The organism is Thalassococcus profundi, from assembly GCF_003344785.1.
GTDB classification, from domain to species: Bacteria; Pseudomonadota; Alphaproteobacteria; order Rhodobacterales; family Rhodobacteraceae; genus Puniceibacterium; species Puniceibacterium profundi.
Genome location: NZ_QPMK01000019.1, coordinates 1 through 21082, shown reverse-complemented (window position 1 = coordinate 21082; position 21082 = coordinate 1). Strand labels below are relative to the sequence as shown.

Annotated in this window: 19 protein-coding genes and 2 pseudogenes; 10 read left to right on the top strand and 11 right to left on the bottom strand. The window is 62.3% G+C overall.

Going from position 1 to position 21082, the window contains the following annotated elements:
• Positions 1-35: 35 nt before the first annotated feature.
• The 4 genes from DU478_RS18915 (at position 36) to DU478_RS18900 (ending at position 5964) form a co-directional block, all read left to right on the top strand.
• Positions 36-3122 (top strand): CheR family methyltransferase, encoded by a 3087-nt coding sequence (locus DU478_RS18915; protein WP_114512526.1) that lies wholly within the window; start codon positions 36-38, stop codon positions 3120-3122.
• Positions 3123-3275: 153 nt separating this feature from the next.
• The gene (locus tag DU478_RS18910; protein ID WP_114512525.1) at positions 3276-3692 is read left to right on the top strand and encodes a CopG family transcriptional regulator; all 417 of its coding nucleotides are present in this window, start codon (positions 3276-3278) and stop codon (positions 3690-3692) included.
• Positions 3693-3722: 30 nt separating this feature from the next.
• Positions 3723-4802 carry an extracellular catalytic domain type 1 short-chain-length polyhydroxyalkanoate depolymerase gene (locus DU478_RS18905; RefSeq protein WP_114512524.1) on the top strand — a complete coding sequence of 360 codons (1080 nt, stop codon included), beginning with the start codon at positions 3723-3725 and terminating at the stop codon, positions 4800-4802.
• A gap of 1 nt (position 4803) precedes the next feature.
• Positions 4804-5964, top strand: a complete 1161-nt coding sequence (locus DU478_RS18900) for a C45 family autoproteolytic acyltransferase/hydolase (protein WP_114512523.1) — start codon at positions 4804-4806, stop codon at positions 5962-5964.
• 152 nt (positions 5965-6116) lie between these two features.
• Here the strand turns inward: DU478_RS18900 and DU478_RS18895 are convergent, their stop codons facing one another.
• A complete protein-coding gene (locus DU478_RS18895; protein ID WP_114512522.1) occupies positions 6117-7733 on the bottom strand; it encodes a GMC family oxidoreductase in 1617 nt (538 codons plus the stop codon).
• Positions 7734-7876: 143 nt separating this feature from the next.
• Here DU478_RS18895 and DU478_RS18890 point away from each other — a divergent pair, with 143 nt between their 5' ends.
• The 4 genes from DU478_RS18890 (at position 7877) to DU478_RS18875 (ending at position 11259) form a co-directional block, all read left to right on the top strand.
• Positions 7877-8518, top strand: coding sequence for a c-type cytochrome (locus DU478_RS18890; RefSeq protein ID WP_114512521.1), 642 nt, complete (start codon positions 7877-7879; stop codon positions 8516-8518).
• Positions 8515-8928 (top strand): sugar dehydrogenase complex small subunit, encoded by a 414-nt coding sequence (locus DU478_RS18885; protein WP_114512520.1) that lies wholly within the window; start codon positions 8515-8517, stop codon positions 8926-8928. Before DU478_RS18890 ends, DU478_RS18885 begins: the two co-directional genes overlap by 4 nt.
• Positions 8929-8999: 71 nt before the next feature.
• Positions 9000-9473: a DNA starvation/stationary phase protection protein Dps gene (gene dps / locus DU478_RS18880; RefSeq protein WP_114512519.1), complete on the top strand. Its 474-nt coding sequence runs from the start codon at positions 9000-9002 to the stop codon at positions 9471-9473.
• A gap of 178 nt (positions 9474-9651) precedes the next feature.
• Entirely contained in the window at positions 9652-11259 is a 1608-nt protein-coding gene (locus DU478_RS18875; RefSeq protein WP_114512518.1) for a sodium:solute symporter, read from the top strand.
• A gap of 15 nt (positions 11260-11274) precedes the next feature.
• Here the strand turns inward: DU478_RS18875 and DU478_RS18870 are convergent, their stop codons facing one another.
• From DU478_RS18870 to DU478_RS23755, 9 genes and pseudogenes are all read right to left on the bottom strand, one after another.
• Positions 11275-12090: an alpha/beta hydrolase gene (locus tag DU478_RS18870; protein WP_114512517.1), complete on the bottom strand. Its 816-nt coding sequence runs from the start codon at positions 12088-12090 to the stop codon at positions 11275-11277.
• The gene (locus tag DU478_RS18865) at positions 12087-12869 is read right to left on the bottom strand and encodes an SDR family NAD(P)-dependent oxidoreductase (protein ID WP_114512516.1); all 783 of its coding nucleotides are present in this window, start codon (positions 12867-12869) and stop codon (positions 12087-12089) included. The genes DU478_RS18870 and DU478_RS18865 overlap by 4 nt, the downstream gene beginning before the upstream one ends.
• Before the next feature lie 141 nt (positions 12870-13010).
• The gene (locus DU478_RS18860) at positions 13011-13721 is read right to left on the bottom strand and encodes a hypothetical protein (protein WP_147276388.1); all 711 of its coding nucleotides are present in this window, start codon (positions 13719-13721) and stop codon (positions 13011-13013) included.
• Between the two features lie 293 nt (positions 13722-14014).
• A complete protein-coding gene (locus DU478_RS23415; RefSeq protein ID WP_114512514.1) occupies positions 14015-14728 on the bottom strand; it encodes a hypothetical protein in 714 nt (237 codons plus the stop codon).
• Between the two features lie 33 nt (positions 14729-14761).
• Entirely contained in the window at positions 14762-16453 is a 1692-nt protein-coding gene (locus tag DU478_RS18850) for a glycoside hydrolase family 13 protein (RefSeq protein WP_114512513.1), read from the bottom strand.
• 35 nt (positions 16454-16488) lie between these two features.
• Positions 16489-18177, bottom strand: a complete 1689-nt coding sequence (locus DU478_RS18845; protein WP_114512512.1) for an alpha-amylase family glycosyl hydrolase — start codon at positions 18175-18177, stop codon at positions 16489-16491.
• A 164-nt stretch (positions 18178-18341) separates the two neighbouring features.
• Positions 18342-18698, bottom strand: a complete 357-nt coding sequence (locus DU478_RS18840) for a BON domain-containing protein (protein WP_114512511.1) — start codon at positions 18696-18698, stop codon at positions 18342-18344.
• 226 nt (positions 18699-18924) lie between these two features.
• Positions 18925-19203: pseudogene (locus tag DU478_RS23760) on the bottom strand (transposase); the annotation flags it as partial.
• A 130-nt stretch (positions 19204-19333) separates the two neighbouring features.
• Positions 19334-19684 (bottom strand): annotated as a pseudogene (locus DU478_RS23755) (DDE-type integrase/transposase/recombinase); the annotation flags it as partial.
• A gap of 77 nt (positions 19685-19761) precedes the next feature.
• Here DU478_RS23755 and DU478_RS23750 point away from each other — a divergent pair.
• Together DU478_RS23750 and DU478_RS22745 are read left to right on the top strand one after the other, a co-directional pair.
• On the top strand, positions 19762-20121 hold the full coding sequence (locus tag DU478_RS23750) for a zinc ribbon domain-containing protein (RefSeq protein ID WP_407703175.1): 360 nt from the start codon (positions 19762-19764) through the stop codon (positions 20119-20121).
• Positions 20103-20642 (top strand): hypothetical protein, encoded by a 540-nt coding sequence (locus DU478_RS22745; RefSeq protein ID WP_147276387.1) that lies wholly within the window; start codon positions 20103-20105, stop codon positions 20640-20642. The genes DU478_RS23750 and DU478_RS22745 overlap by 19 nt, the downstream gene beginning before the upstream one ends.
• Positions 20643-20647: 5 nt before the next feature.
• Here DU478_RS22745 and DU478_RS18820 read toward each other — a convergent pair.
• Positions 20648-21082: integrase core domain-containing protein (locus DU478_RS18820; protein ID WP_147276386.1), on the bottom strand; the 435-nt coding region annotated here is incomplete at its 5' end.

Genomic DNA, 21082 nt, shown 5'->3' with positions numbered 1-21082 from the left:
TTGAACCGAAATGTGATGAGGCGTAGCTTCGTACGATGGATACGCGGCCAACATTAGTCGTCGGCATTGGTGCTTCAGCCGGCGGAATCCCCGCAATTCAGGAGCTTTTGGCGAACGTCCCCGCCGGCCACGGCATGTCCTTCGTGGTGGTCATGCACCTGTCGTCGGACCATCCGAGCCATCTCGCTACGGTACTTGCCAGCAAGACCGATCTTCGGGTCGAACAGATCTCTGACGGCGACAAGATCCGGCCGGATACGGTCCACGTCATCCCGCCCGGGCAAATCCTCGAAATCCAGGACAGCGTCCTGCATCTCAGGCCCGAGGAGAGGTCGCACCGCGAGAGTCGTCCGATCGACGTATTCTTTGCGTCGCTCGCCGAAGACCAGGGGGAGGATGCGGTCGGCATCCTGCTGTCGGGGGCAAATAGCGATGGCACTCTGGGCATCAAGCAGATCAAGGAAACCGGCGGCATCACGATTGCCCAGTCGGGAAACGGGCCCGACTTCGCGCCCAAGATGCCGGAAAGCGCGATCGCGGTCGGACTGATCGACTTCGCCGAAGAACCGTCAGACATTCCCGCGCGACTGCTGCACATTCAGGACGGCAACAACCAGTTGCAGAGCCTCGAGCGCAGCGACCTCGCCAAAAAAGAATCCGACAGAGCCCGGCAAATCCAGCACGACATCGCGAAGTTGCTGAAACGGCAGACGGGCCATCCTTTTTCCGGTTACAAGCAGAAGACCTTTCTGCGCCGGGTCATGCGGCGCATGAAGATCCACAAGGACCGGACCCCCGAAGACTATCTTGAGCGGCTGCGCGCCGACCCCGAAGAGGGCATGGACCTGTTCCGTGACCTTTTGATCAACGTGACCGGATTTTTTCGCGATCCCGACGCTTTCGAGGCGCTGCGCACCGAGGTGATCCCGCGTCTCTTCAAAGGACGTTTGGCCGACGCGACGATCCGCATCTGGGTGCCGGGCTGTGCGACCGGCGAAGAGGTCTTTTCGCTGGGCATCCTGTTCACCGAGTACAGCGACACGCTCGAGGATCCGCCCGCCGTGCAGATATTCGCGACCGACATCGACGAGCAGGCCTTGTCGGTGGCCCGCGCCGGGCGCTACCCCAAACAAGCACTCCACGGTTTGAGCCAGGAGAGGATCGAGCGTTTTTTCGAGAATGACGCCATGGAATTCACGATCGCGAAACGCGTGCGGGACATGTGTGTATTCTCGGCACACAGCATCATCAGCCATCCGCCGTTTTCGCGCATGGATCTCGTCTCTTGCCGCAACCTGCTCATTTATCTCGGACAGGAATTGCAGGAAAAGGTGATCCCCACCTTCCATTACGCGTTGCGTCCGGGAGGCTACCTGTTTCTGGGCACATCCGAGAGTGTCAGCCGTCATCGCGATCTCTTCAAGCCCGTCGACCAAAGGCAGCGACTGTTCCAAGCACGCGAGACGGAGTCGCGGTTTCGTCCCGCGCCGAGAACCTTCAACGTGCCGGGTGCCGATTTTTCCATCCCGTCGACCATCTCCGGTTCCACGGACGACGGTCGACGCCTTCTGCGCCACCAGGTGGAACAGCAGGTTCTCGAACGGCACTCGCCGCCGCATGTCGCCGTCACGGCAGCGGCCGAGATCCTGTATTTCTCGGCCGGCACCGGCGCCTACCTCGAGTTTCCGCGAGGCGCGCCCAGCCGCCAGCTTTTCGACGTGGCGCGGCGCGATCTGCGCATCGACCTGCGCACCGTTCTGCGGGACGTAAAGGAACGCCGTGAGCGGGTCCAGCGCATCGCCGTCATGCCCGACCCGGGATCGGGCGAGGAACGGCAGGTCCTGCTGACCGCGGAACCGATGGAACAGAATGCCCCGGGAGATTCGCTTTTCCTGGTGGTGTTCGAAACGCTCAAATTCGACGCTTCGCCCATCGTGGGACCGGCAGGCGGCACCGAAGCGTCCGATGACGCCATGGAGCGTGAATTGCGCGACATGCGCGAACGCCTGCAGACCATGGTCGAGGAATACGAAACTGCGTTGGAGGAACTGCGCGCGTCCAACGAGGAACTGGTGGCATCCAACGAGGAGGCACAATCGGCCAACGAGGAACTCGAAGCCTCGAAGGAGGAAATGCAGTCCCTCAACGAGGAACTCTCGACCATCAACAACGAGCTTTCCGAAAGCGTATCAGAGCTCGATCAGATCAACATCGATCTCAAGAACCTCTATGCCGCCTCCGAGGTCGCGGCGATCTTTCTGGACGAGGCGCTGTTCATCCGCAGTTTCACACCTGCCGCGAAATCGTTCTTCAACCTGCGCGAAAGCGATCTGGGCCGCCCGCTCACCGAGCTGTCCACAAAATTCGACTTCCCGGAGTTGCAAGACTGGATCGCCTCCGCGATGGAGTGCGGCGCGACCCAGGAGAAGACCCTGACCTCGGGCGAAGGAAACCATCATCTGCTGCGTATCGGCCCCTATCACGGCAGCGACGACGACCCGGACGGCGCCATTGTCACGATCGTCGACGTCACACGGCTGATCGAGGCCGAAAAGCAGAAGGAAAACCTCATCGGGGAGCTGAACCACCGCGTCAAGAACATGCTGACGGTGGTCATGTCGATCGTGAAGCAGACCAACCGGACCAACTCCGACCCGGATCAGTTCACCGAAGTGCTCGTCGGTCGTCTTCACGGCCTGTCACGGGCCTATGCGCTGATGTCAGAGGCGGACTGGTCGCACGTAACGATCGAAGACATCATCTCGGCCGAAGCCGCCGTTCACGAAGAAGGCCGGTTCGATTGCGATGGGCCGGAAATCAACCTCGGCCCGCAGGAAACCCTGGCGCTCGGCACGGTCCTGCACGAACTCGCGACCAACGCAATGAAATACGGCGCGCTCTGCAAGCGCGGCGGCAAGGTGACGATCCGGTGGGAAAAGCAGGGCGATGTTTTGAAACTGAGCTGGCGCGAAACCGGCGGCCCGCCCATCGAGGCCGCCCCGGAAGAGAACGGTTTCGGACTCACCTTCGTCGCGGGTCAGGTCATGGGTCCGCTGGGCGGATCGCTGGAAACCGGCTTTCCGCGGGATGGGTTCTGGATGACATTGACCCTGCCGCTTTGACGCGGTTTGCGCGCCGCATGGCGCAGACACCGCACCGCACTTGCCGTACCAGCGCCGCGAATAAATTTCCTACGAAACATCATCCGAGGTGTACCGCAGGCTTGCATTCGGGCAAAATACATCCATATACCATCCACATGGATGGAGAATCGCATGAGCAACGTACGGCAACTGCGCGACAGGCAGCCTGAAAACGAAAAGATCACGATCAATCTCGGATTTGTCGATCTCGGACGGATCGACCTGCTGGTGCAGGAGGGATTCTATTCGAACCGGAGTGACTTCATCCGGACAGCGATCCGCAACCAGCTCGACACCCACGTCGAGGTGGTCAGCAAGTCGCTCGAACGGCACACGATGGAACTCGGACTTCGCGACTATTCGGTCGCCGACCTCGAGGCGGTTCGGGATGCGGGCGAAGTTCTGCATATCAAGGTCGTCGGACTGGCGCGTTTCGACTCCGACATACCTCCGGACCTCGCCCGTCAGGCAATCGCGTCGATCACGGTGCTGGGGGCCTTGCAGGCCAGCGCCGAACTCAAAAAAGCACTGGCCGACCGCATCACCTAGCACGCCCACGGCATAGACAGGACTGAACAGATGAAAAAACTCAACGTCGGCGCAAGTCGCCCGGCGGCAGATACCGCATGGTCTTCGGCCGCGCATGAACTGGTGAGGCGCACGCTCGCGCAACATGGCCTGGATCAGAATGCCGGAGCAGCAATCGGTGACGCGCTGCCGAACATGGTGCGGCTTGATGAATTGAAAGACCGCTTCGCCTCTCCGATGACAGGAAGAGCCGCCCGGGCCGTACCGTCAACGCCGGGCGCGCGCTTCGATCGAACGACCTTCAGCTGTCGCGCGGGCAGCCGAGATTACCTCACCTACGTTCCGGCGTCGGCCAAGGATCGGGTCAACGGCGTCATCATGATGCTGCACGGCTGCACCCAGACACCCGAGGATTTCGCCGCCGGCACCGGCATGAACGCACTGGCCGAGGAGCACGGTCTTGTCATCGTCTACCCGGCGCAGTCTCGCGGCGACAATGCGCAATCCTGCTGGAACTGGTTCAACCGGCGGGATCAGCAGCGCGGACAAGGCGAGCCTGCGATCCTGGCCGGCATCGCCGCCAAGGTCTGCGCAGCACATGGCGTCGGAAGAGAGCGCAATTTCGTGGCAGGATTGTCCGCGGGTGCGGCGATGGCGGTCATCCTGGGCGACGTCTACGGCGACGTTTTCGCTGCCGTCGGTGCGCATTCCGGACTGCCGGCCGGAGTGGCCCGGGATGTCGGCTCGGCCTATGCGGCGATGGCGGGCAACGCAGTCGAGCAGATGCAGACTACGGCCAAGACCCAACCGACACGTACGATCATTTTCCACGGCACGGGGGATAAGACGGTGCACCGGTCCAACTCGGACGCCATCGCGCGGCGCGCATGCGGCGACGCGGCGCAATGTATCGAAACGACGGCAACCGGAACGACCGCCGGGCGCTCCTACACATGCACCCTCGCCTACGGTCCCGACGGCTCTGCCCTGGTCGAGCACTGGAGCATTGACGGCCTGGGGCATGCCTGGTCCGGCGGAAAACCAGAGGGGTCATACGCGGACACGAAAGGTCCGGACGCCAGCGCGGAGATGGTGCGCTTTTTCCTCGATACACCAAAAGGAACGATCTGAAATGACACCGCTGAAACTGACTTTCGATGCCATCGACGAGGCCGCGCCCGGCCCGAAATGGGCCGCGCGTTGGGCCCGGTCCTGGCCTGCCTACGAAGCCTGGTTCCGCGCCCGCAGCGGGGACAGCGGGCCGTCGAGAGACGCCAGCGAAAAGGCTCTTGCGCGCTACATGCCGGAACTGGTTCCGGTGTACGGCAGACTGGTGGGCCTTGCCGGCGGATCCGACCGCGCGGCGCGGTTCCTATCGACATGGTGTCCGCCCGCCTATCTTGGCGGCTGTTCCCTGGCCGCCGCCGCCAGCAAGAAACATGTCCGGCTGGTCCGCAACTATGACCTGTCCCCGGACCTGAACGAAGGCTTCCTGTTGCGCTCGGAATGGACCGGACGCGCGGTCATGGGTATGGTCGAGTTCCTCTGGGGCCTGTCGGACGGGATCAATGACGCGGGCCTGAGCGTTGCCCTGGCCTATGGCGGACGCTCCGAAACCGGCAAGGGCTTCGGGATCACGACCATCGTCCGCTACCTTCTGGAAACCTGCGAAACCGTTCCGCAGGCCTTGAAGGTCCTCGCGAAGGTTCCGTCGCACATGGCCTACAACCTCGTGCTGGCAGACGCATCGGGCAAAACCGCAAGCGTGGAGCTTTCGCCCGGAGGCGGCGTGACCGTGATGCCGCGCGCGATTGCGACCAATCATCAGGGTGGCGGGACCGTCGCGGACAGGCCGAAGTTCACACGGACATATCAACGTCACACGCACCTCAAAAAGCTGAACGTCAAGCCGCGCAAGCTCAACCGCCAGTTCCTGAAACCGCCGCTCCTGCAAGACCGGTACGACGCCGGGTTCGGCACTCTCTTCACGGCGGAATACGATCCCAGGGCACGGACGCTGGGCCTGACCCTGAACGGTCAACGCTGGGATCAGTCGCTTGACGGATTCTCCGAAGGTCGGCGTGTGGTGGATTACGCGCAAGCCCGGGCGGCGGCGATCCGGCCAGAGGTCAAGGCGCCGACATGGATCGAGGTCGACTGGTCGCAAGCGGCCCACGTGGACTGGAGCGCGGTGGCACGGGATTTTGCCGCGGGGACCAACAGGGACATCACGTCCTACCTGCCGGGCGCCGAGAGGCATCCCAAAAAAACCGCGTGCCCGTCCTGGCACTGAAACAAGGCGAGGACACTGTGACCGGAGCACCTGTTTCATGCGGCGTCAGAGCCGATAAAAAGCGTCGGCTGAACGACAGAATGGCCGGATCCTTCGGGGTCCGGTGACTTTCATGCGCAGCGGACATCTGATCCCGGCCACGGATTTGCAGATCACGCGCGCAGACGTTCGACGATCCGCTCTCCGATCCGGAGTGACAGGGCCGCGATGGTGAGCGTCGAGTTCACGCAGGCGGCCGAGGAAAACACCGAAGACGATGCGACATACAGGTTGTCGTGGTCGTGAGTTCGGCAGGTGCCGTCGACCACCGAGTTCGTCGGATCGTTCCCCATGATCGTGGCGCCCATGATGTGGTTGTTGGGCGCAAAGCCGTCGCTGCCGTCGCCAACCGAGATCGCGCGCGCGCCAAGGCGGTCGACGATGTCGCGATAGACCTCTGCCGTGTGCTTGGCGCTGCGGCGGACGTAGTCGCCTATCTCGTAGTGGATGGAGGGCCGCGCCAGACCCAGCGGATCGGTCTGACCCTCGCTGAGGGTCAGGCGGTTTGCGGGGTCGGGCAGCTGTTCGTGGAAGTTGTTGATGGCACAGCGGCGGGCGGCGCGATCCCGCACCGTGCGGCGGAGCTCGTCTCCGGTGAGCCCTTCCTCGATCGCTTCCTGCGCCACGCCCGCGACGGCAGAACCGTTCCACAGATGCAGCTTCTTTGCCGCGAAATCGCGCCTGTGGTCGCCGTCGCGGAATTTCAGGATCGACGTGCCTTCCTGCGGACCGCGCCCGGGCCAGACGGGTTCGGGCATCTCGAATTCGACAGTGGTGCCCGGATGATCCATCAGGTTGCGTCCGACCTGATCGGACTGATTGCCGATCCCGTCCGGCGCGCCGTCCTGAGCCGACAGCAGCATGAGGCGCGGCGTCTCGATTCCATTGGCGGCCAGTACAAACATTCGCGCGCGCACCCGCCATTCGGACCCGTCCGGTTTCAGGTATCGCACCGCCTCGATCTGCCCGTCAGAGCCGCGCTCGATGAAATGCGCCACGGCTTCAGTGATGACCTGTGCGCCGCTTTCCTGCGCGCGCTCGACGGCAATATTGCCGGAATATTGCGCGCCGATGGGGCAGATCGGCATGCAGTTGTTGTTACCGCAGCACGGCGGTCGTCCATCGTATGTCCGATTGTTCCGGGCGACCGGTTCGGTCTGCATCATGTAGCCATGCGCGTTCAGAGTTTCGGCGATGGTGCGCTCCATGTAAGACAGCGGCATCGGACCCATCGGATAGTCCGCGCTGCGCGGCGCGAGACCGTCCGCCGGGGCGCCGGACACGCCCATGCGCTCTTCGGCCAGTTGGTAGAACGGTTCGAGCGTCTCGTACCCGATCGGCCAGTCGCGCCCGACGCCATAGGTGCTGCGCAGACGGAAATCGACAGGGAGGTAGCGCCAACTGGCCGCGGCCCAGTGCCACGTCGTACCGCCCACGCCCCGGATGAACTGCTGGTTGTAGGGATCAGGTCCGGTCTGGATCAGGTAATCGCCCCAGTTGGTCGGATCGGGCACCGGCGCATATTCGGGTTGCGGATAGGGCGCCATGAAATCGGTCCGGGCCGCACTGCGCCAATTGCGCACCAGCGCGTCTCTTTCCAGAACGGGTCCGCTTTCCAGAATGACGCAGTTGAGACCGGCGGCGGCTACTTCATCGGCGACCATGCCGCCGGCGATACCCGCCCCGACGACGAGCACATCGGGTTCGAGCGGCAGGTCGGTTGCTGCCATGTCGCACCTCCTTTTCGTGTCTTGGAACCAACCGCACGCGGCTGGCTGGGTTCCGAAGTTTTTCGGAACCGCTTCCGCATCGGTCGTGTTTTCCCGTGGATACGGTTGCCCTGCCCACTCCCCAGAAAGGAGGAATCGCTCCGATGTTCTCGCCTTTCCGCGCCCTGCCCGCTTGGACACTTGCGGCGCTGCTGACCGGCCCTTCCGCCGCCGTGCCGCAATCCCTCGACATCCTGCTGAATTGCTCCGCATGCCATACACTCGACCGGAACGACACGTCGGACGCCGCGCCCCGGTATCCGGTGCTGAACGGCCAGCCCGCGCGCTACATCGGCAAGCAGCTGGAGGCCTATCGAACAGGTGTCCGCCAGCACCCGCAGATGCAGATGACCGCGCGGGCGCTTGGCGTTCACGGAGACGTGCCGATGGCCCGCATGTACGCCCATGCACCGGCACCCGATCTTGTGCGCCCGCCGCAGGCAGAGGACGTCGGTATCGCCGAGGAATTGGTGCAGAACGGCGCCTGGGATCGTGGCGTCGCGCCCTGTGAAAGTTGCCACATGCTCGGCACCGTGGACGGGATCGACATGTCGGCCCGCGCGGCGCCACGCCTGCACGGCCAGCCCGAATACTACCTTGCAGATCAATTGCGCGCCTATGCCGACGGATCTCGCCAGACCGGACCTATGGGACGCATGCAGGCCTACGCGTCGGCGCTCGATGTCGCAGAGATCGACGCCCTGGCTGCCTACTACGCATCTTTCCGAGAAAGGGACGCGCCATGACCGCTCCGCGCACCGACCGCCGCACGCTTCTGGCCCTGACCGCTGCCGCCGCCGCCTTTCCCGGCGCATCGCTCGCTCAGGGTGGCGCCGTACTGCCCGCAGCCATGAACCGGCTGGCCGCGTTGGCGGGAGTCAATCCGCTGCCGCAAGACCTGTTGCGCGGACTGGCCGACGCCCTGCCCGAGGATCTGCGCGCGCTGGAACAAGTGGACCGGGGCGAGGCGTTGCCCGAGGAGGTGCGTATCCGGTTGCTCGAGGCGCTCTGGACCGGCGTGACACCCGGCGACGATGCTGCGCGGATCGGCTTCTCATCGGCGTTGATGTGGGCGGCCATAGAAGAGTCGAACAACGTCATCAGCTACTGCGGGGGCGTTCCCGGGTTCTGGGCGGAACCGCCCGAGACCGCCTGAAAGCGCCCCGGCACAGGCGGCACCACAACCCGCCAACCCACGAAACACGAACAGAAAAGGACAAGAGACCCATGCCCGAGAATTTCACGTCCGGACTGAACCAGGACACACGCAGCCAGATGGTGGACCTGCTCAACAGCAACCTTGTCGACACCGTCGCCCTGACGCTCGCGGTCAAGCAGGCGCATTGGAACCTGAAGGGCCGCGGCTTTATCGGCGTGCACGAGATGCTGGACGACGTGGCCGACCGGCTGCGCGACGGCGCCGACCTGATGGCGGAACGCGCGGTCATCCTCGGCGGCTATGCGGCCGGCACGGCGGAGGTCGTGGCAAGCAAGACGACAGTTGACGCCTACCCGGTCGAGGAAAGCCGGATCGAGGTGCATATCGACGCCTTGAAGGATCGGTTCATGCAGGTCGGCAGCAACATCCGCAAAGCGATGGACCTGGCCGAAGAGGCCGGGGACGAGGATACCGCAGACCTCTTCACCGAGGTCAGCCGGGCCATCGACAAGGACGCCTGGTTCATCGGCGCCAACGCCTGAGAGACGCCGCGTCGCAGCGAATATGACGGCAGCCGTCGAAGGATAGTTGATCCTTCGGCGGCACGCGACAGCTGAGTCTGGATCACTATAAGGTATTAATATTAAACACTTTTTGGAACATTTTCGTGAAATACCCTGTTTATGACCCAAGCCATTTCAGTCGCAAGGGAGGTCTTCGATGGACAGTGCAAACTTTTCGCTCAGTTGGATCGACTACCTGATTGTCGTTGTCTACTTCATCGGCGTCATCGCGCACGGCCTGTATGTGTCGCGAAAAAACAGGGACGGTGACAGCGACAGTTACTTTCTCGCCGGTCGCTCGATCCCCTGGTACCTGATCGGTTTCTCGCTCTTCGCGTCCAACATGAGCGGATCGAGCTTCGTCGGCCTGATGGGCGGCGCCTATGCGAACGGCGTGGTAATCTTCAACTACGAATGGACCGCCGCCTTCATTCTGGTGATCTTCGCCATCTTCATCCTGCCATCGTACCTGCGCGCCAAGGTGTCGACGGTGCCGGAATATCTCGAGACCCGGTACGACGTACGTTCGCGCCGGGCATTCTCGGCGTTCACGATCCTTGCGATCATGTTCATCGACACGGCCGGCGCGCTCTACGCGGGCGGGCTGGTGATCTCGAACGTTACGGAATACCTTAACCTCTGGACCGCCGTCGCCGTGCTGGCCCTTGTCGCGGGCATCTACACGATCCTCGGCGGTCTGTCGGCCGTCGTGGTCACCGACACGGTGCAGGCGATCCTTCTGATCGTCGGCGCGGCGGCCCTGTTCTGGATCGGGCTCGAAGAGATCGGCGGCTGGCAAGAGCTTTTCGTCGATGTCGAGGACAGCAAGACGCACCTGATCCTGCCCGCCGACAACGACTTCCTGCCCTGGACAGGGCTTTGGGGCGTGGTGCTGCTGGGCTTCTACTACTGGACGATCAACCAGTTCGTCGTGCAACGTACCCTGGGCGCAAAGGACCTGAAGGAAGGGCAGATCGGCGCGATCTTTGCCGGGTTTCTCAAGATCCCGAACCTCTTTCTGATGATCCTGCCGGGTCTTATCGCGCTCAAGCTCTACCCCGACCTCGAGACGCCGGACCTCGCCTTCCCCACCCTCGCCTTCGAGCTGATGCCGATCGGTGTCCGCGGTCTGATCATGGCAGCGCTGATCGCGGCGATCATGTCGTCGCTCGACTCGGCGCTGAACTCGGCCGGCACGCTGGTCACGCTTGATTTCGTCAAGCCGCTGAAGCCCGATCTGGACGACGACACCTACGTGAAGATCGGCAAGATCGTGACAGGCACATGCATGGTGATCGGCGCGATCTATGCGCCGATGATCGCGGGGTTCGAATCGCTCTTCTCGTACTTCCAGTCGTCGCTCAGCTACATCATTCCGCCCATCGTGGTGGTCTACGTACTGGGGATCTTCATCCCATGGCTCAACGGCACGGGCGCCTTCTGGACCATTCTTTTCGGCCTGGTGGTTGGCGTTCCGATCTTCATCGCCAAGGAAGTCATGGGCTGGTGGTCCGCGATGGGCCTGCCCGAAATCCACTACACGGTGATGTCGTCCATCCTGATGTTCATCGCCATCGGCCTGCACGTCGGTCTGAGCGCGATGACCCGCACCGAGGTCAAGGAAGGCGTCGACAAACTGGTCTGGAGCAGGGGCGAGGCCAAGGAGATCTTTACCACGCTGGAGCGTCCGATCTGGCTGGACCGGACCTTGCTCTCCGGCCTGCTGATCGTCTGCATGTGCGCGATGATCGTCTGGTTCTGGTGATCGGCGGGGGCGGCGTCAGCGCGACAGCGCCTGCGCCACCCCGGCCCAACTGCGCCGTGCGGGTGGCCAGGCGGGCCAGAGCGTCCACATGTGGAACAGGTCGGGCTCTACCTTCAGCGTTACCCGCACTCCCGCACGCGCCGCGGCGCGTGCAAAAAGCAAGGTGTCGTCAAGCAGCACCTCGGTCGTTGTTGCCGTAAGATAAAGCGGCGGCAGTCCGGACAGGTCCGACAGCAGCGGCGACACCGCCGGATCGTCGGCGTGCCGATCGCCGAAGGCCAATGCACCAAGCGCCGCGTCATCCGCATCGCTGTTCATCAGGTCATGGGCCGAGTTGGAGTCCCGCGTCCGGCTTAGTCCGGTCCGGTCGGTGTTGGGCGAGATCAGCGCAAGGGCATCGACCCTGCCCGGTCGCGCCAGCGTCAAGGACAGAGCAAGATGGCCCCCCGCACTGTCGCCCACGACCGAGATCGGCCCGTCCCGGGCGTTGAGCACCGCACAGGCGTCGTTCAGTGGCGCGGGCCAGGGATGTTCCGGGGCCAGCCGATACTCCGGCAGGATCACGCAGTCACCGGTCAGTTCGGCAAGACAGGCAGCTGCGGCGGCGTGTGTCGTCGCATCGCCGAAGACATATCCGCCACCGTGCAGGAAAAGGATCGTCCCATCGTTCCCGGATTCCGTGCCGTGTATCACGACCGGCACACCGCCGATGCAGTCCCGTCTGCCCCATGGACCATCGGGTGCGAGCGCCCGGAACGCGGCGCGCATCTCATCGGGCGTGCCTTTGACCGGATGGGCCTCGACCCGAGCCGCGATGTCTGCGCGGTTCATACGTTGATGGACCCGACCGATCCGCCATCGACCCGCCAGTTTGCACCCGTGACGAAGGATGACAATTCGCTTGCCAGAAAGGCGATGACCGGAGCCACCTCTTCGGGTTTGCCACGGCGACCGAGCTTCAGAAACGGGCGTTCTTCTTTCAGGAAATCCTGGATTGTTTCATCGACGGATGTGCCTTCGGCCTTGGCGCGCTTTTCCATCATGCCATCCGTCATCGGCGTCTCGATAAAGGCCGGAGCCACGCAGTTGACGAGCAACCCCTTGCCGCTGTGTGCCATCGCGACGCTCTTGGCAAAGCTCAGAAGAGCGGATTTCGCGGCGTTGTAGACGGTTTCATCCGCGTAAGGCTGCGCCACGTTTTCCGATGTGACAAAGACCATCCGTCCCCAGCCGCGTTCGACCATTCTTGGCCCGAGGTGCCTGACCAGACGCACGGATGACATAAAGTCGATATCGAGAGCTTCCTGCCAGTCGTCTTCGGTCATGGTCATCGGATCGCCCTTGGCACCGGTGACGCCCGCCAGATGCACGAGACCGTCGAAGTCCGTTCCGGCCTCGGCTAACAATGCGTCGACCCCGTCTTTCGAAGAAAGGTCGCTGGCCAAGCCGGTCGCGCCGACCTTGTCCGCCGCCGAAGCCACGGCATCCGCATTCAGATCGGTGATCGTCAGCCGCACCCCGGCGTCGGCGAGAATTTTGGCGGTTTCAAAGCCGATGCCACCGGTCGCGCCGGTGATCAGGATGCGCCGGCCACTCAATCCCAGGTCCATGGTTTTCCCCTTTTGCCTATTGGCAGGTCAACGGGTGGTTCGACCGAATGTTCCTGTGCAAACTGATACGCTCGCCAGCGGCCCGAACCAACGCGTTTCGGTTCGCTTGCCTCGCGTGAGAACCCGCGCGGCGACGCGGGGCTATCGGTCGCGACCCCGTACACCATGCCAGGCGGCGCGCAGGCCTTCGCGCCAGCCGGACCGCTCCCCGACTTCCGGGATCACGTCGCGGCTAAGCGTTTCGTTATTTTGCAGATCCTGGAGCAGAGCGGTCAGTTGTTTCCTTTTCCGGCGCGACTTCACCTGCCGCGCCTCAACCTCCACCGGCATCACGTGAACGGTGCCGTTTTTATCGACCGTCTTGAACTCGAAGTTGCGGTAAGCAGCGATCAGGTCGCGCGCCTGGCTTGTCGCGGCAATGGCGATAAGCTTCAGGCACTGGGTTTCTTCAGTGACGTTGGGTTTACCCATCTTCTTGCGCGCTCGGTTGAAGAAATCCTCGAAACGCCCGATGTCCACGTAGCTGCCACTGGTGATCGGACCTACGGCAGACACGCCGCTGCTCACGTCGGACGAGGTGTCCCACAACTCGAGGCGATCCACGATGCTGACCGTCATGACCTCCTGATCCGCCTGGAATTCCGCAAGCACGTCCAAGAGGTAGGCCGGTTCCGACCCCATGTTCGACACGATGCAGCGCCCGTTCAGATCGCGGCCGCCGACACGGGTGATCAGCAGGCTGGAACGTGTCTGCCGTTTGAAACTGGCGACGAAGACGTGCAGGTAGGCGATCCAGACACCCGTGGAGAGCAGGCTGACAAGCACCTGCAGCGTCGTCACGTTATCCTTCATCCACTCCCACATTGGAGCCACCTTTCCGCTGAATCGGCGAGAAACCTCATTGCGATCGACCGCAAGACCTTGGCGCCGATGACGACCGGACTTGCCGGTTTTGGCATCGGACCGCGAAGAGGGGCACCCTTCCCGATCATCTGACGCGATAACCGTCATCGGCACGCATGCTCCAACGCAGACGGCTTGGGGTCGTCCTTGGGCACGGCATCCAATCCGGCCCGATCATGGCAAGATCAATAACCGAACGACCCCGAGCAGCGGTTGTTCCGGTCTTCCCCGACAATGCGGCGTCAGATTGCGAGCAACACGGCAGCGTATCCAACGGCGGAAAACACGAAGGGCCAGAGCCGGCTCTCGCGCTCTTCCGGCAATTCCTCTTTCAGCACGTTCAGAACGATACCCCCGGCGAGAAAGGCGAACAGGCCCCCGATCCAGAACTCGGGCAAGGTCACCCACATCCCGAGCGCCCAGCCCGCCATGACCGCCGCGGCAAGAATCCAGCGCGCATGCGTGTCGTAGCGCGCCTTGTGATCGGCCCGCAGCCCGTGGTCGGTCGTGATGAAATGCAGGATCATCGCGCAGGCATAGATCGCCAGTGACCATGCGCCGTCGCTTTCCCGGTGCAAGAGCAGGTAGCCGACGATGACGTTGTAGACGGTGAAGGATCCGATGTGCAGCCAGAATGTCCCGGCTCCGGGCACAGCGCCGCCGCGCCGCGACGTCTTGACGGTCCGTTCCAGCCCGTAGAAGACCACCAGCCCGGCCAGGGCGAGACTGTAGACCAGCGCCTCGGCGCGTTCCGCATCGGTGTCCAGCGCTTCGGCGAAAACGGTCCGGTGCAGCGCCAGTTCCGGCAGGATATGGAGGAACACGTAAGCCACCGCCACGCCCCCAGACGCCGACAGCCAGCGGCTGCGCGGTGTCACGTCGAGAAAGCGCAACACTCCGATTCCGACATGTACCGCGGCAAAGACACCGGCGATCAGGAAAGCCACAAGAGCCATTGAATGCAAACGACCCGGATCTCCGGTCGGTTCCTACTGTCCGGGTTCCGCGTCAAATATCCAGACCAGGCTTTCGAAGGGCTGCAATTCCAGTCTGTCGGGGATGTCATCGCGAGGTGCGTGCGACCAGGCAAGGCCTTTCGCCGCCCGGTTCGCAAGGTGGGACGGAAGTGCGCGGGTCTGGTCCCGGTTCGTGAAATTGGCCACCACGAGAAGCCTTTCCGCTCCCAGACGACGTTCAAAGGCAAGGATGTCGGGATCGTCTTCCCAGAGCGGCTCGGTCTGCCCGAAGGCGATCACATCGCGGTCGCGGCGCAGTGCGATCAACCGTTTGTAATGCGCAAAGATACTGTCCGGATCGGGCAGGTCCTGCTCGACATTGATGTCGGGATAGTTCGGGTTGGTCTCGATCCACGGCGTGCCCGTGGTGAAGCCGCCATTTGGCGCCGCCGACCATTGCATCGGCGTGCGCGCGTTGTCGCGGCTGTTGCGGTTGGCCCCGGCGAGAAACTCCGACGGCTCCACCCCTTCAGCGATCTGCGCGTTGAAATGGTTGAGCGTCTCGAGGTCGCGATACTGGTCGATCCGGTCGAACCGGGCGTTGGTCATGCCAATCTCTTCGCCCTGGTAGACGAAGGGCGTGCCCCGAAGCATGTGCAGAACCGTCGCCAGCGTTTTCGCCGCGGGCCGACGGTGCGCGCCGTCGTCGGCGTAGAAGGACACCTGCCGCGGCAGATCGTGGTTCGACAGGAACAGCGCGTGCCAGCCGTCGTCGCGCGTCAGCTCCTGCCACGCAAAGAGGGCACGCTTGAAGGCCACGAGGTCGAAAGGCTTGGGCGCGAACTTGCCCAGTTCGGGGTGCCATCCTTCGCGGATGTGGCTGAATTCAAACACCATATCCAGCTCTTCGCGGTCCCGGCCGCAATAACGCAGCCCGGTCTCGGTGGATACGGACCAGCTTTCGCCGATGGTCACCAGGTCTCGGCCGGCCAGAACCTCCCGATGCATCTCTTGCAGGAACCCGTGCAGGTAGGGGCCTTCCTCGTATATACGCGTATCGACGTCCTTGCCGATCAGGCTGATCACGTCCATGCGGAAGCCGCCGACACCCCGGTCCAGCCACCAGCGCATCATGTCGTAGATCTCGGCCCGCAAGGCCGGGTTTTGCCAGTTGAGGTCCGGCTGGGCGCCACTGAAGAAATGAAAGTAGTACTGCCCGACCTCCGGCACGAAGCTCCAGGCAGAGCCGCCGAAGGCCGCCTGCGCATCGTCGGGCGGACCGCCGTCCGGAGCGGGATCGCGCCAGATGTAATAGGCGTGTTCGGGGCAGTCGCGCGTCGCCGCGGCCGCCTTGAACCAGGGGTGCAGCGACGAGGAATGATTGACAACAAGGTCCATGACGATCGCGATGTCGCGTTTGCGGGCCTCGGCGATCAGTCGGTCCATGTCGTCCAGGGTTCCGAATTCCGGCGCGATGTCCCGGTAATCGGAGATGTCGTAGCCATTGTCGACCATCGGCGAGGCATAAACCGGCGACAGCCAGATGAAGCCCACGCCAAGGTCCGACAGGTGCCCGAGCTTCGAGATGATCCCGGGAATGTCGCCCATGCCGTCGCCGTCGCTGTCGGAAAAGCTGCGCGGGTAGACCTGGTAGCCCGTCGCGCGGTGCCACCAGCGTTCGTCGTGGCCTCTGGCGGATTTCGGATGCTGCAAAGGGGCTGTCATGACGGCTCCTTTCCGTGTCTGGATCGAAAGATGGATTATCCCAGCGCTGCGACAGCCAGCGGACCAAGGGTGAGGTCCCTGCCGTCGACCGCAACCTCGCCTTGCGAAAACTCGGCCTGAAGGGATGGGTTCGGCAGGGTCATGCCGGCCGGCTTCATGTCGAAATTGGCCGCGAAGACAAGCCGATTGTCCGCCTTCAGCCGCTCGAAGGCGATGGTTTTCGGCGGCGTGTCCAGGATGATCTGCTCGGGCGCGGTGCGCAGCATCGGGACCGACCGGCGCCACCGCAACAGTCTGCGGGTGAAATGAAGCACGGAGTCAGGGTCGCTCTCCTGCACGTCCACGGCGGATTCGCGATACGTCTCGGGTACTTTCAACCAAGGCCTGTCGGAGTCGGAAAAGCCGCAATTCTTCGCATCCCGTTGCCAGGGCAGCGGGCAGCGCACGCCGTCGCGACCCAGAAAATCCGGCCAAAGCGCCTTGGCCCAGGGGTCCTGAATGTCTTCGTAAGGGACATGAGGCTGCTCCAGCCCCAGTTCCTCGCCCTGAAACAGGATCGCGCCGCCCATTAACGTGCACTGCAGGAAGAGCAACAGCTTGGCCGCGGCCCGGGCCTCTCCGGCCTCGCAGGCCTTGGGCATGAGATTGGAGACAGCGCGTGGCGAGTCATGATTCGTCAGCACGTTCAGGCTGGCGCCGGGAACAAGGTAGGCGGAGCGCATTTCCAGCATCGCGCTCCATTCGTTCAACGACTCCGCACGGTTGATCAGGTCGAAGTCATAGACCGCGTGCAGACGGTCAGGACCCGCGGTGTATTTCGGTGCCAGCCGCGAACTGTCGACGTCGGCCAGTTCCCCGATGAGGACGCGGGGCGGATCGTACTCCTCCGCAACCCGGCGGAAGTGCTGCAGGAGCTGCATCGCTTCGGGCACGTCGCGGTCGAAGAGATGCACCTGCTGTTTGAACGGATTGTTTGGCCCGCCGCCCACGGACGGGTTTTCCCGTGGCCGCGCGGGCGGGTTGGAGCGAAGATCGCTGTCGTGACTGATGCACTGGATCGCATCCAGGCGGAATCCGTCCAATCCCATGTCCAGCCAGAACCGCATGTTGTCGAGCATGGCGGCCATGACCTGCTGGTTGGCGAGGTTCAATGCCGGTTGACTGTCCAGAAAAGGGCGATAGCAATACTGGGACCGTTGCGGCACCCAGCGCCAGGCCAGGCCGCCGAAGGAACTGATCCAGTTGTTCGGTGGCCCGCCATCGGCCGCAGCATCTGCCCAGACATACCAGTCAGCCTTGTCATTGTCGCGCGACCTTGCGCTTTCCTGGAACCAGGGATGCTGGTCCGACGTGTGCCCGGCGATGAAGTCGAACATGATCATCAACCCGCTCTCATGCGCGCTGTCGATCAGCTTCTGAACGTCCTCGACCCGTCCGAACCACGGGTGGACGTCGGTAAAATCGCTGACGTCGTAGCCGTTATCCTCTTGCGGCGACGGGTAGAACGGCGTCAGCCAAAGTCCGTCCACGCCCAGGTCGCGAATGTAGGGAAGTTTCTCCGTCACACCCCTGATGTCACCCAGACCGTTGCCCATCGTGTCGTTGAAGGAGTGCGTGTATACTTCGTAGAAGATCGCGCCGCGCCACCACTCCGGCGGATCGGGCGGCACCTCACGGTGCGTGAAAGCATACACCAGCTCGGCGTCTCGTTCTGTCACCGACATAAGCTTGTCCCTTCGTCACTAATGCGCCGACACCAACGACCTAGGGTGGCCTGGGTCGGCGGTGTGAGCATGTAAGTCGTTCTGGATCGTCCGTGCGTTTCCTCCACAGGCCCGAGCGCAAGTGTGCGCCATACGCTTGAAACGCCGCGGATCTCACCAGCGCCTCAATACTCGCTGACAGTGAGCCGGTTATGGACTGTCAACACGCCGGGCACTTCCGCCGCCAGCGCCGTTGCGAGAGTGCGTTGAAACTCCAGAGGCACCTTGCCTTGCAAAACCACGACGCCGTCGAATGCGGAGACCGAAACATTGTGATCCCGCAGGCTGCCCTCATGGCGCAGCGCGCGATCGACGATCTTCTCGAGCACTGGGCCGGATTTGGCGGGCGTGTGCTTTGCACGCGTATCGTCGGGCTGTATGGGTTGCCTTACGCCGTGATAGCCGCCGGGACGGCTGGGTCCGGCGAGATCAGACGGGATTTTCCTTGCGCCGCTTTCGTTTCGCTCGATTTTCTCTGCCATCTCCAAATTCCTATTCAGCAAATCTTAAGGCCAAGGCCGGATGTGATCCGCCCTGGATCGTACGTCATCAAGTCAACAGGTTGACCTCAAGTGGAGTTCCAGAGCGTAAAGTGATGTTGGACTGGTCCGAATGATGTGGAGAGCATCAATTGAGTAACCAGGAGGTGTGGACTTGCCCAGCTTTGGCGGAGAGCGTTTGGACTTGCCCGGCTTTTATGGAGAGCGTTTAGCTCACTTCGCGGGCCTTTCGCTCAAAGGCGATGGGGCTCTGGAAGCCGAGCGATGAGTGTCGCCTGACGGGGTTATAGAACCCGTCGATGTATCTGGCGATGGCGTTTTTAGCCTGCTGGCGGGATTGCCAGGCGATCGGCCAGATCAACTCGGACTTGATGGTCTCGAAGAACGTTTCCACCATCGAGTTGTCGTAGCAGTTCCCGCGCCCGCTCATCGAAATCACGATGCCGCGTTTTCGGAGCAGCGCCTGGTAGTCGACAGAGCAGTATTGGGCGGTCGCAACCGGCGGTCTTCCGGGTGATGATAACTTCTTCCGTCCCGCCCGATCCGAGCGCCGTTTCTTCGTCGTCATTGCAACCTCCTGTTTCAGAGTGTTGCGACGACCGGTTGAGACCGCCTTGCGACCCGCCATCGGAATGGTGGACCAGCCCCGGCGCAGGGTTGCGAGACCTCATAGCCCGGCGGAGCGCTTCGACGGCGAGGTCGCACTTCAGTCGGTCACTCGTCGCCCAGCCGACGACGCGCCTGGAGAAGGGGTCGAGCACGACGGAGAAGTAGAGCCAGCCCTCTGCCGTCCAGATGTAGGAGATGTCGGCCGCCCATTTCCGGTCAGGGCCATGTGCCGTGAAGTCCTGCGCCACGAGATTGGGCGCGACGGGCCAGGCGTGTTCGCTGTCCGTCGTGCGCTGGAAGCGCCGCTTCTGCCGCGCGATCAACCGTTTCTCGCGCATCAGCCGCGCCGTGCGATACCGAGATCCGCGAGCATCGCAGTCGCGGCACAGGCATTTTGAACAACGAACTCTACATAGGAAAATTGATCTGGAATCGCATGCGGTACGTGAAAGACCCAGCGACCGGCAACCGCGTCTCGCGCATGAACCCGGAGACCGACTGGATCATCAAAGACGTCCCAGAACTGCGGATTGTTGAAGGCGCTTTTTGGAAACGAGTTAAAGAGCGCCAGGAGGCGCTAGACGCGACACCAAGGGTCAAAGGTATCAAAGAGGGCCGATTTCGAAACACCCGTCACGGGCTCCATCTGCTAACTGGGAAATTGGTGTGCGGAAGTTGCGGTGGAACCGTGACTGCAGTGGGTCGCGACTATCTGGCATGTTCGAATGCGCGCAAGCTTCGTACTGTGAACAACGCCGATCCTACAAGCGTGGTGTCTTGGAAGACGCGGTTCTAAACCTGCTTCGCGAACGTCTTATGCGGCCCGACGCCGTCGCTGAATTTGTGGCCGCATATACCGAAGCCGTCAATAGCGATCGCAATGCAGAGCTAGATGTGCGCAAGGCGCGAGAGAAGGAACACGCCGGAATGGATCGTCGCCTGAAAGGCCTATACGACGCAATCGCCGACGGGTTTCGTACTGCTGGAATACTTGCGCAGCTTGAAGAGCTCGAACGGAAAAGAAGCCAAATGGATGCGGAGCTCTCAGCGCCACAGCCCTCAACTGTTCGCCTTCATCCTAGGCTATCCGAGCTATACCGGGCGAAAGTTACCGACCTCGCTATCAACCTGCAGGATCCGACAATCCGGAGTCGAGCATTGGATATTCTTCGCGGGTTGATACATCGCGTTACAGTGCGTCTTCTGGCTGACGGAAACACACCGGTGCTTGAACTGGAGGGTGAAATTGTTGCGATGATCGACGCCGCTGAGCCCAAGGCTCTGGCGGTGGTCTGCCCCCATCGAGTGGTCCGTTAAAAATGTTAGTGCATGGTCGGCCTCTGGTCTATCGGGACAATGCTTTCCGGCGCTGGTGGACGGTATCCCAGAGAGCTGTGCGGCCTGACGGTATTGTAGTGGCGGCGCCATCTTTCGATCAGAATCTGAGCCTCCCGCAGCGAGTAGAAGACCTCGCCGTTCAGCAATTCGTCCCTGAATCTTGCGTTAAAACTCTCGCAGTAACCGTTCTCCCAAGGTGATCCTGGTGCAATGAAGGCTGTCTCGGCACCGACTGCGCTGATCCATGACCGCACCTTCTTGGCGATAAATTCCGCGCCATTGTCGGACCTTATGTAGTCTGGTGGACCGCGCAGGAAGAACAGGTCGGTCAAAGCATCGACTACATCGACAGAATTGAGCTTGCGTTTGACACGGATCGCCAGCGCCTCCTTCGTGAACTCGTCTATGATGTTGAGCGT

Excerpts from the sequence above, each read along its gene's own strand:
- DU478_RS18915 (WP_114512526.1), top strand. The coding sequence starts at position 36 with ATGGATACGCGGCCAACATTAGTCGTCGGCATTGGTGCTTCAGCCGGC.
- DU478_RS18910 (WP_114512525.1), top strand. The coding sequence starts at position 3,276 with ATGAGCAACGTACGGCAACTGCGCGACAGGCAGCCTGAAAACGAAAAG.
- DU478_RS18905 (WP_114512524.1), top strand. The coding sequence starts at position 3,723 with ATGAAAAAACTCAACGTCGGCGCAAGTCGCCCGGCGGCAGATACCGCA.
- DU478_RS18900 (WP_114512523.1), top strand. The coding sequence starts at position 4,804 with ATGACACCGCTGAAACTGACTTTCGATGCCATCGACGAGGCCGCGCCC.
- DU478_RS18895 (WP_114512522.1), bottom strand. The coding sequence starts at position 7,733 with ATGGCAGCAACCGACCTGCCGCTCGAACCCGATGTGCTCGTCGTCGGG.
- DU478_RS18890 (WP_114512521.1), top strand. The coding sequence starts at position 7,877 with ATGTTCTCGCCTTTCCGCGCCCTGCCCGCTTGGACACTTGCGGCGCTG.
- DU478_RS18885 (WP_114512520.1), top strand. The coding sequence starts at position 8,515 with ATGACCGCTCCGCGCACCGACCGCCGCACGCTTCTGGCCCTGACCGCT.
- dps (WP_114512519.1), top strand. The coding sequence starts at position 9,000 with ATGCCCGAGAATTTCACGTCCGGACTGAACCAGGACACACGCAGCCAG.
- DU478_RS18875 (WP_114512518.1), top strand. The coding sequence starts at position 9,652 with ATGGACAGTGCAAACTTTTCGCTCAGTTGGATCGACTACCTGATTGTC.
- DU478_RS18870 (WP_114512517.1), bottom strand. The coding sequence starts at position 12,090 with ATGAACCGCGCAGACATCGCGGCTCGGGTCGAGGCCCATCCGGTCAAA.
- DU478_RS18865 (WP_114512516.1), bottom strand. The coding sequence starts at position 12,869 with ATGGACCTGGGATTGAGTGGCCGGCGCATCCTGATCACCGGCGCGACC.
- DU478_RS18860 (WP_147276388.1), bottom strand. The coding sequence starts at position 13,721 with ATGAAGGATAACGTGACGACGCTGCAGGTGCTTGTCAGCCTGCTCTCC.
- DU478_RS23415 (WP_114512514.1), bottom strand. The coding sequence starts at position 14,728 with ATGGCTCTTGTGGCTTTCCTGATCGCCGGTGTCTTTGCCGCGGTACAT.
- DU478_RS18850 (WP_114512513.1), bottom strand. The coding sequence starts at position 16,453 with ATGACAGCCCCTTTGCAGCATCCGAAATCCGCCAGAGGCCACGACGAA.
- DU478_RS18845 (WP_114512512.1), bottom strand. The coding sequence starts at position 18,177 with ATGTCGGTGACAGAACGAGACGCCGAGCTGGTGTATGCTTTCACGCAC.
- DU478_RS18840 (WP_114512511.1), bottom strand. The coding sequence starts at position 18,698 with ATGGCAGAGAAAATCGAGCGAAACGAAAGCGGCGCAAGGAAAATCCCG.
- DU478_RS23750 (WP_407703175.1), top strand. The coding sequence starts at position 19,762 with ATGCGGTACGTGAAAGACCCAGCGACCGGCAACCGCGTCTCGCGCATG.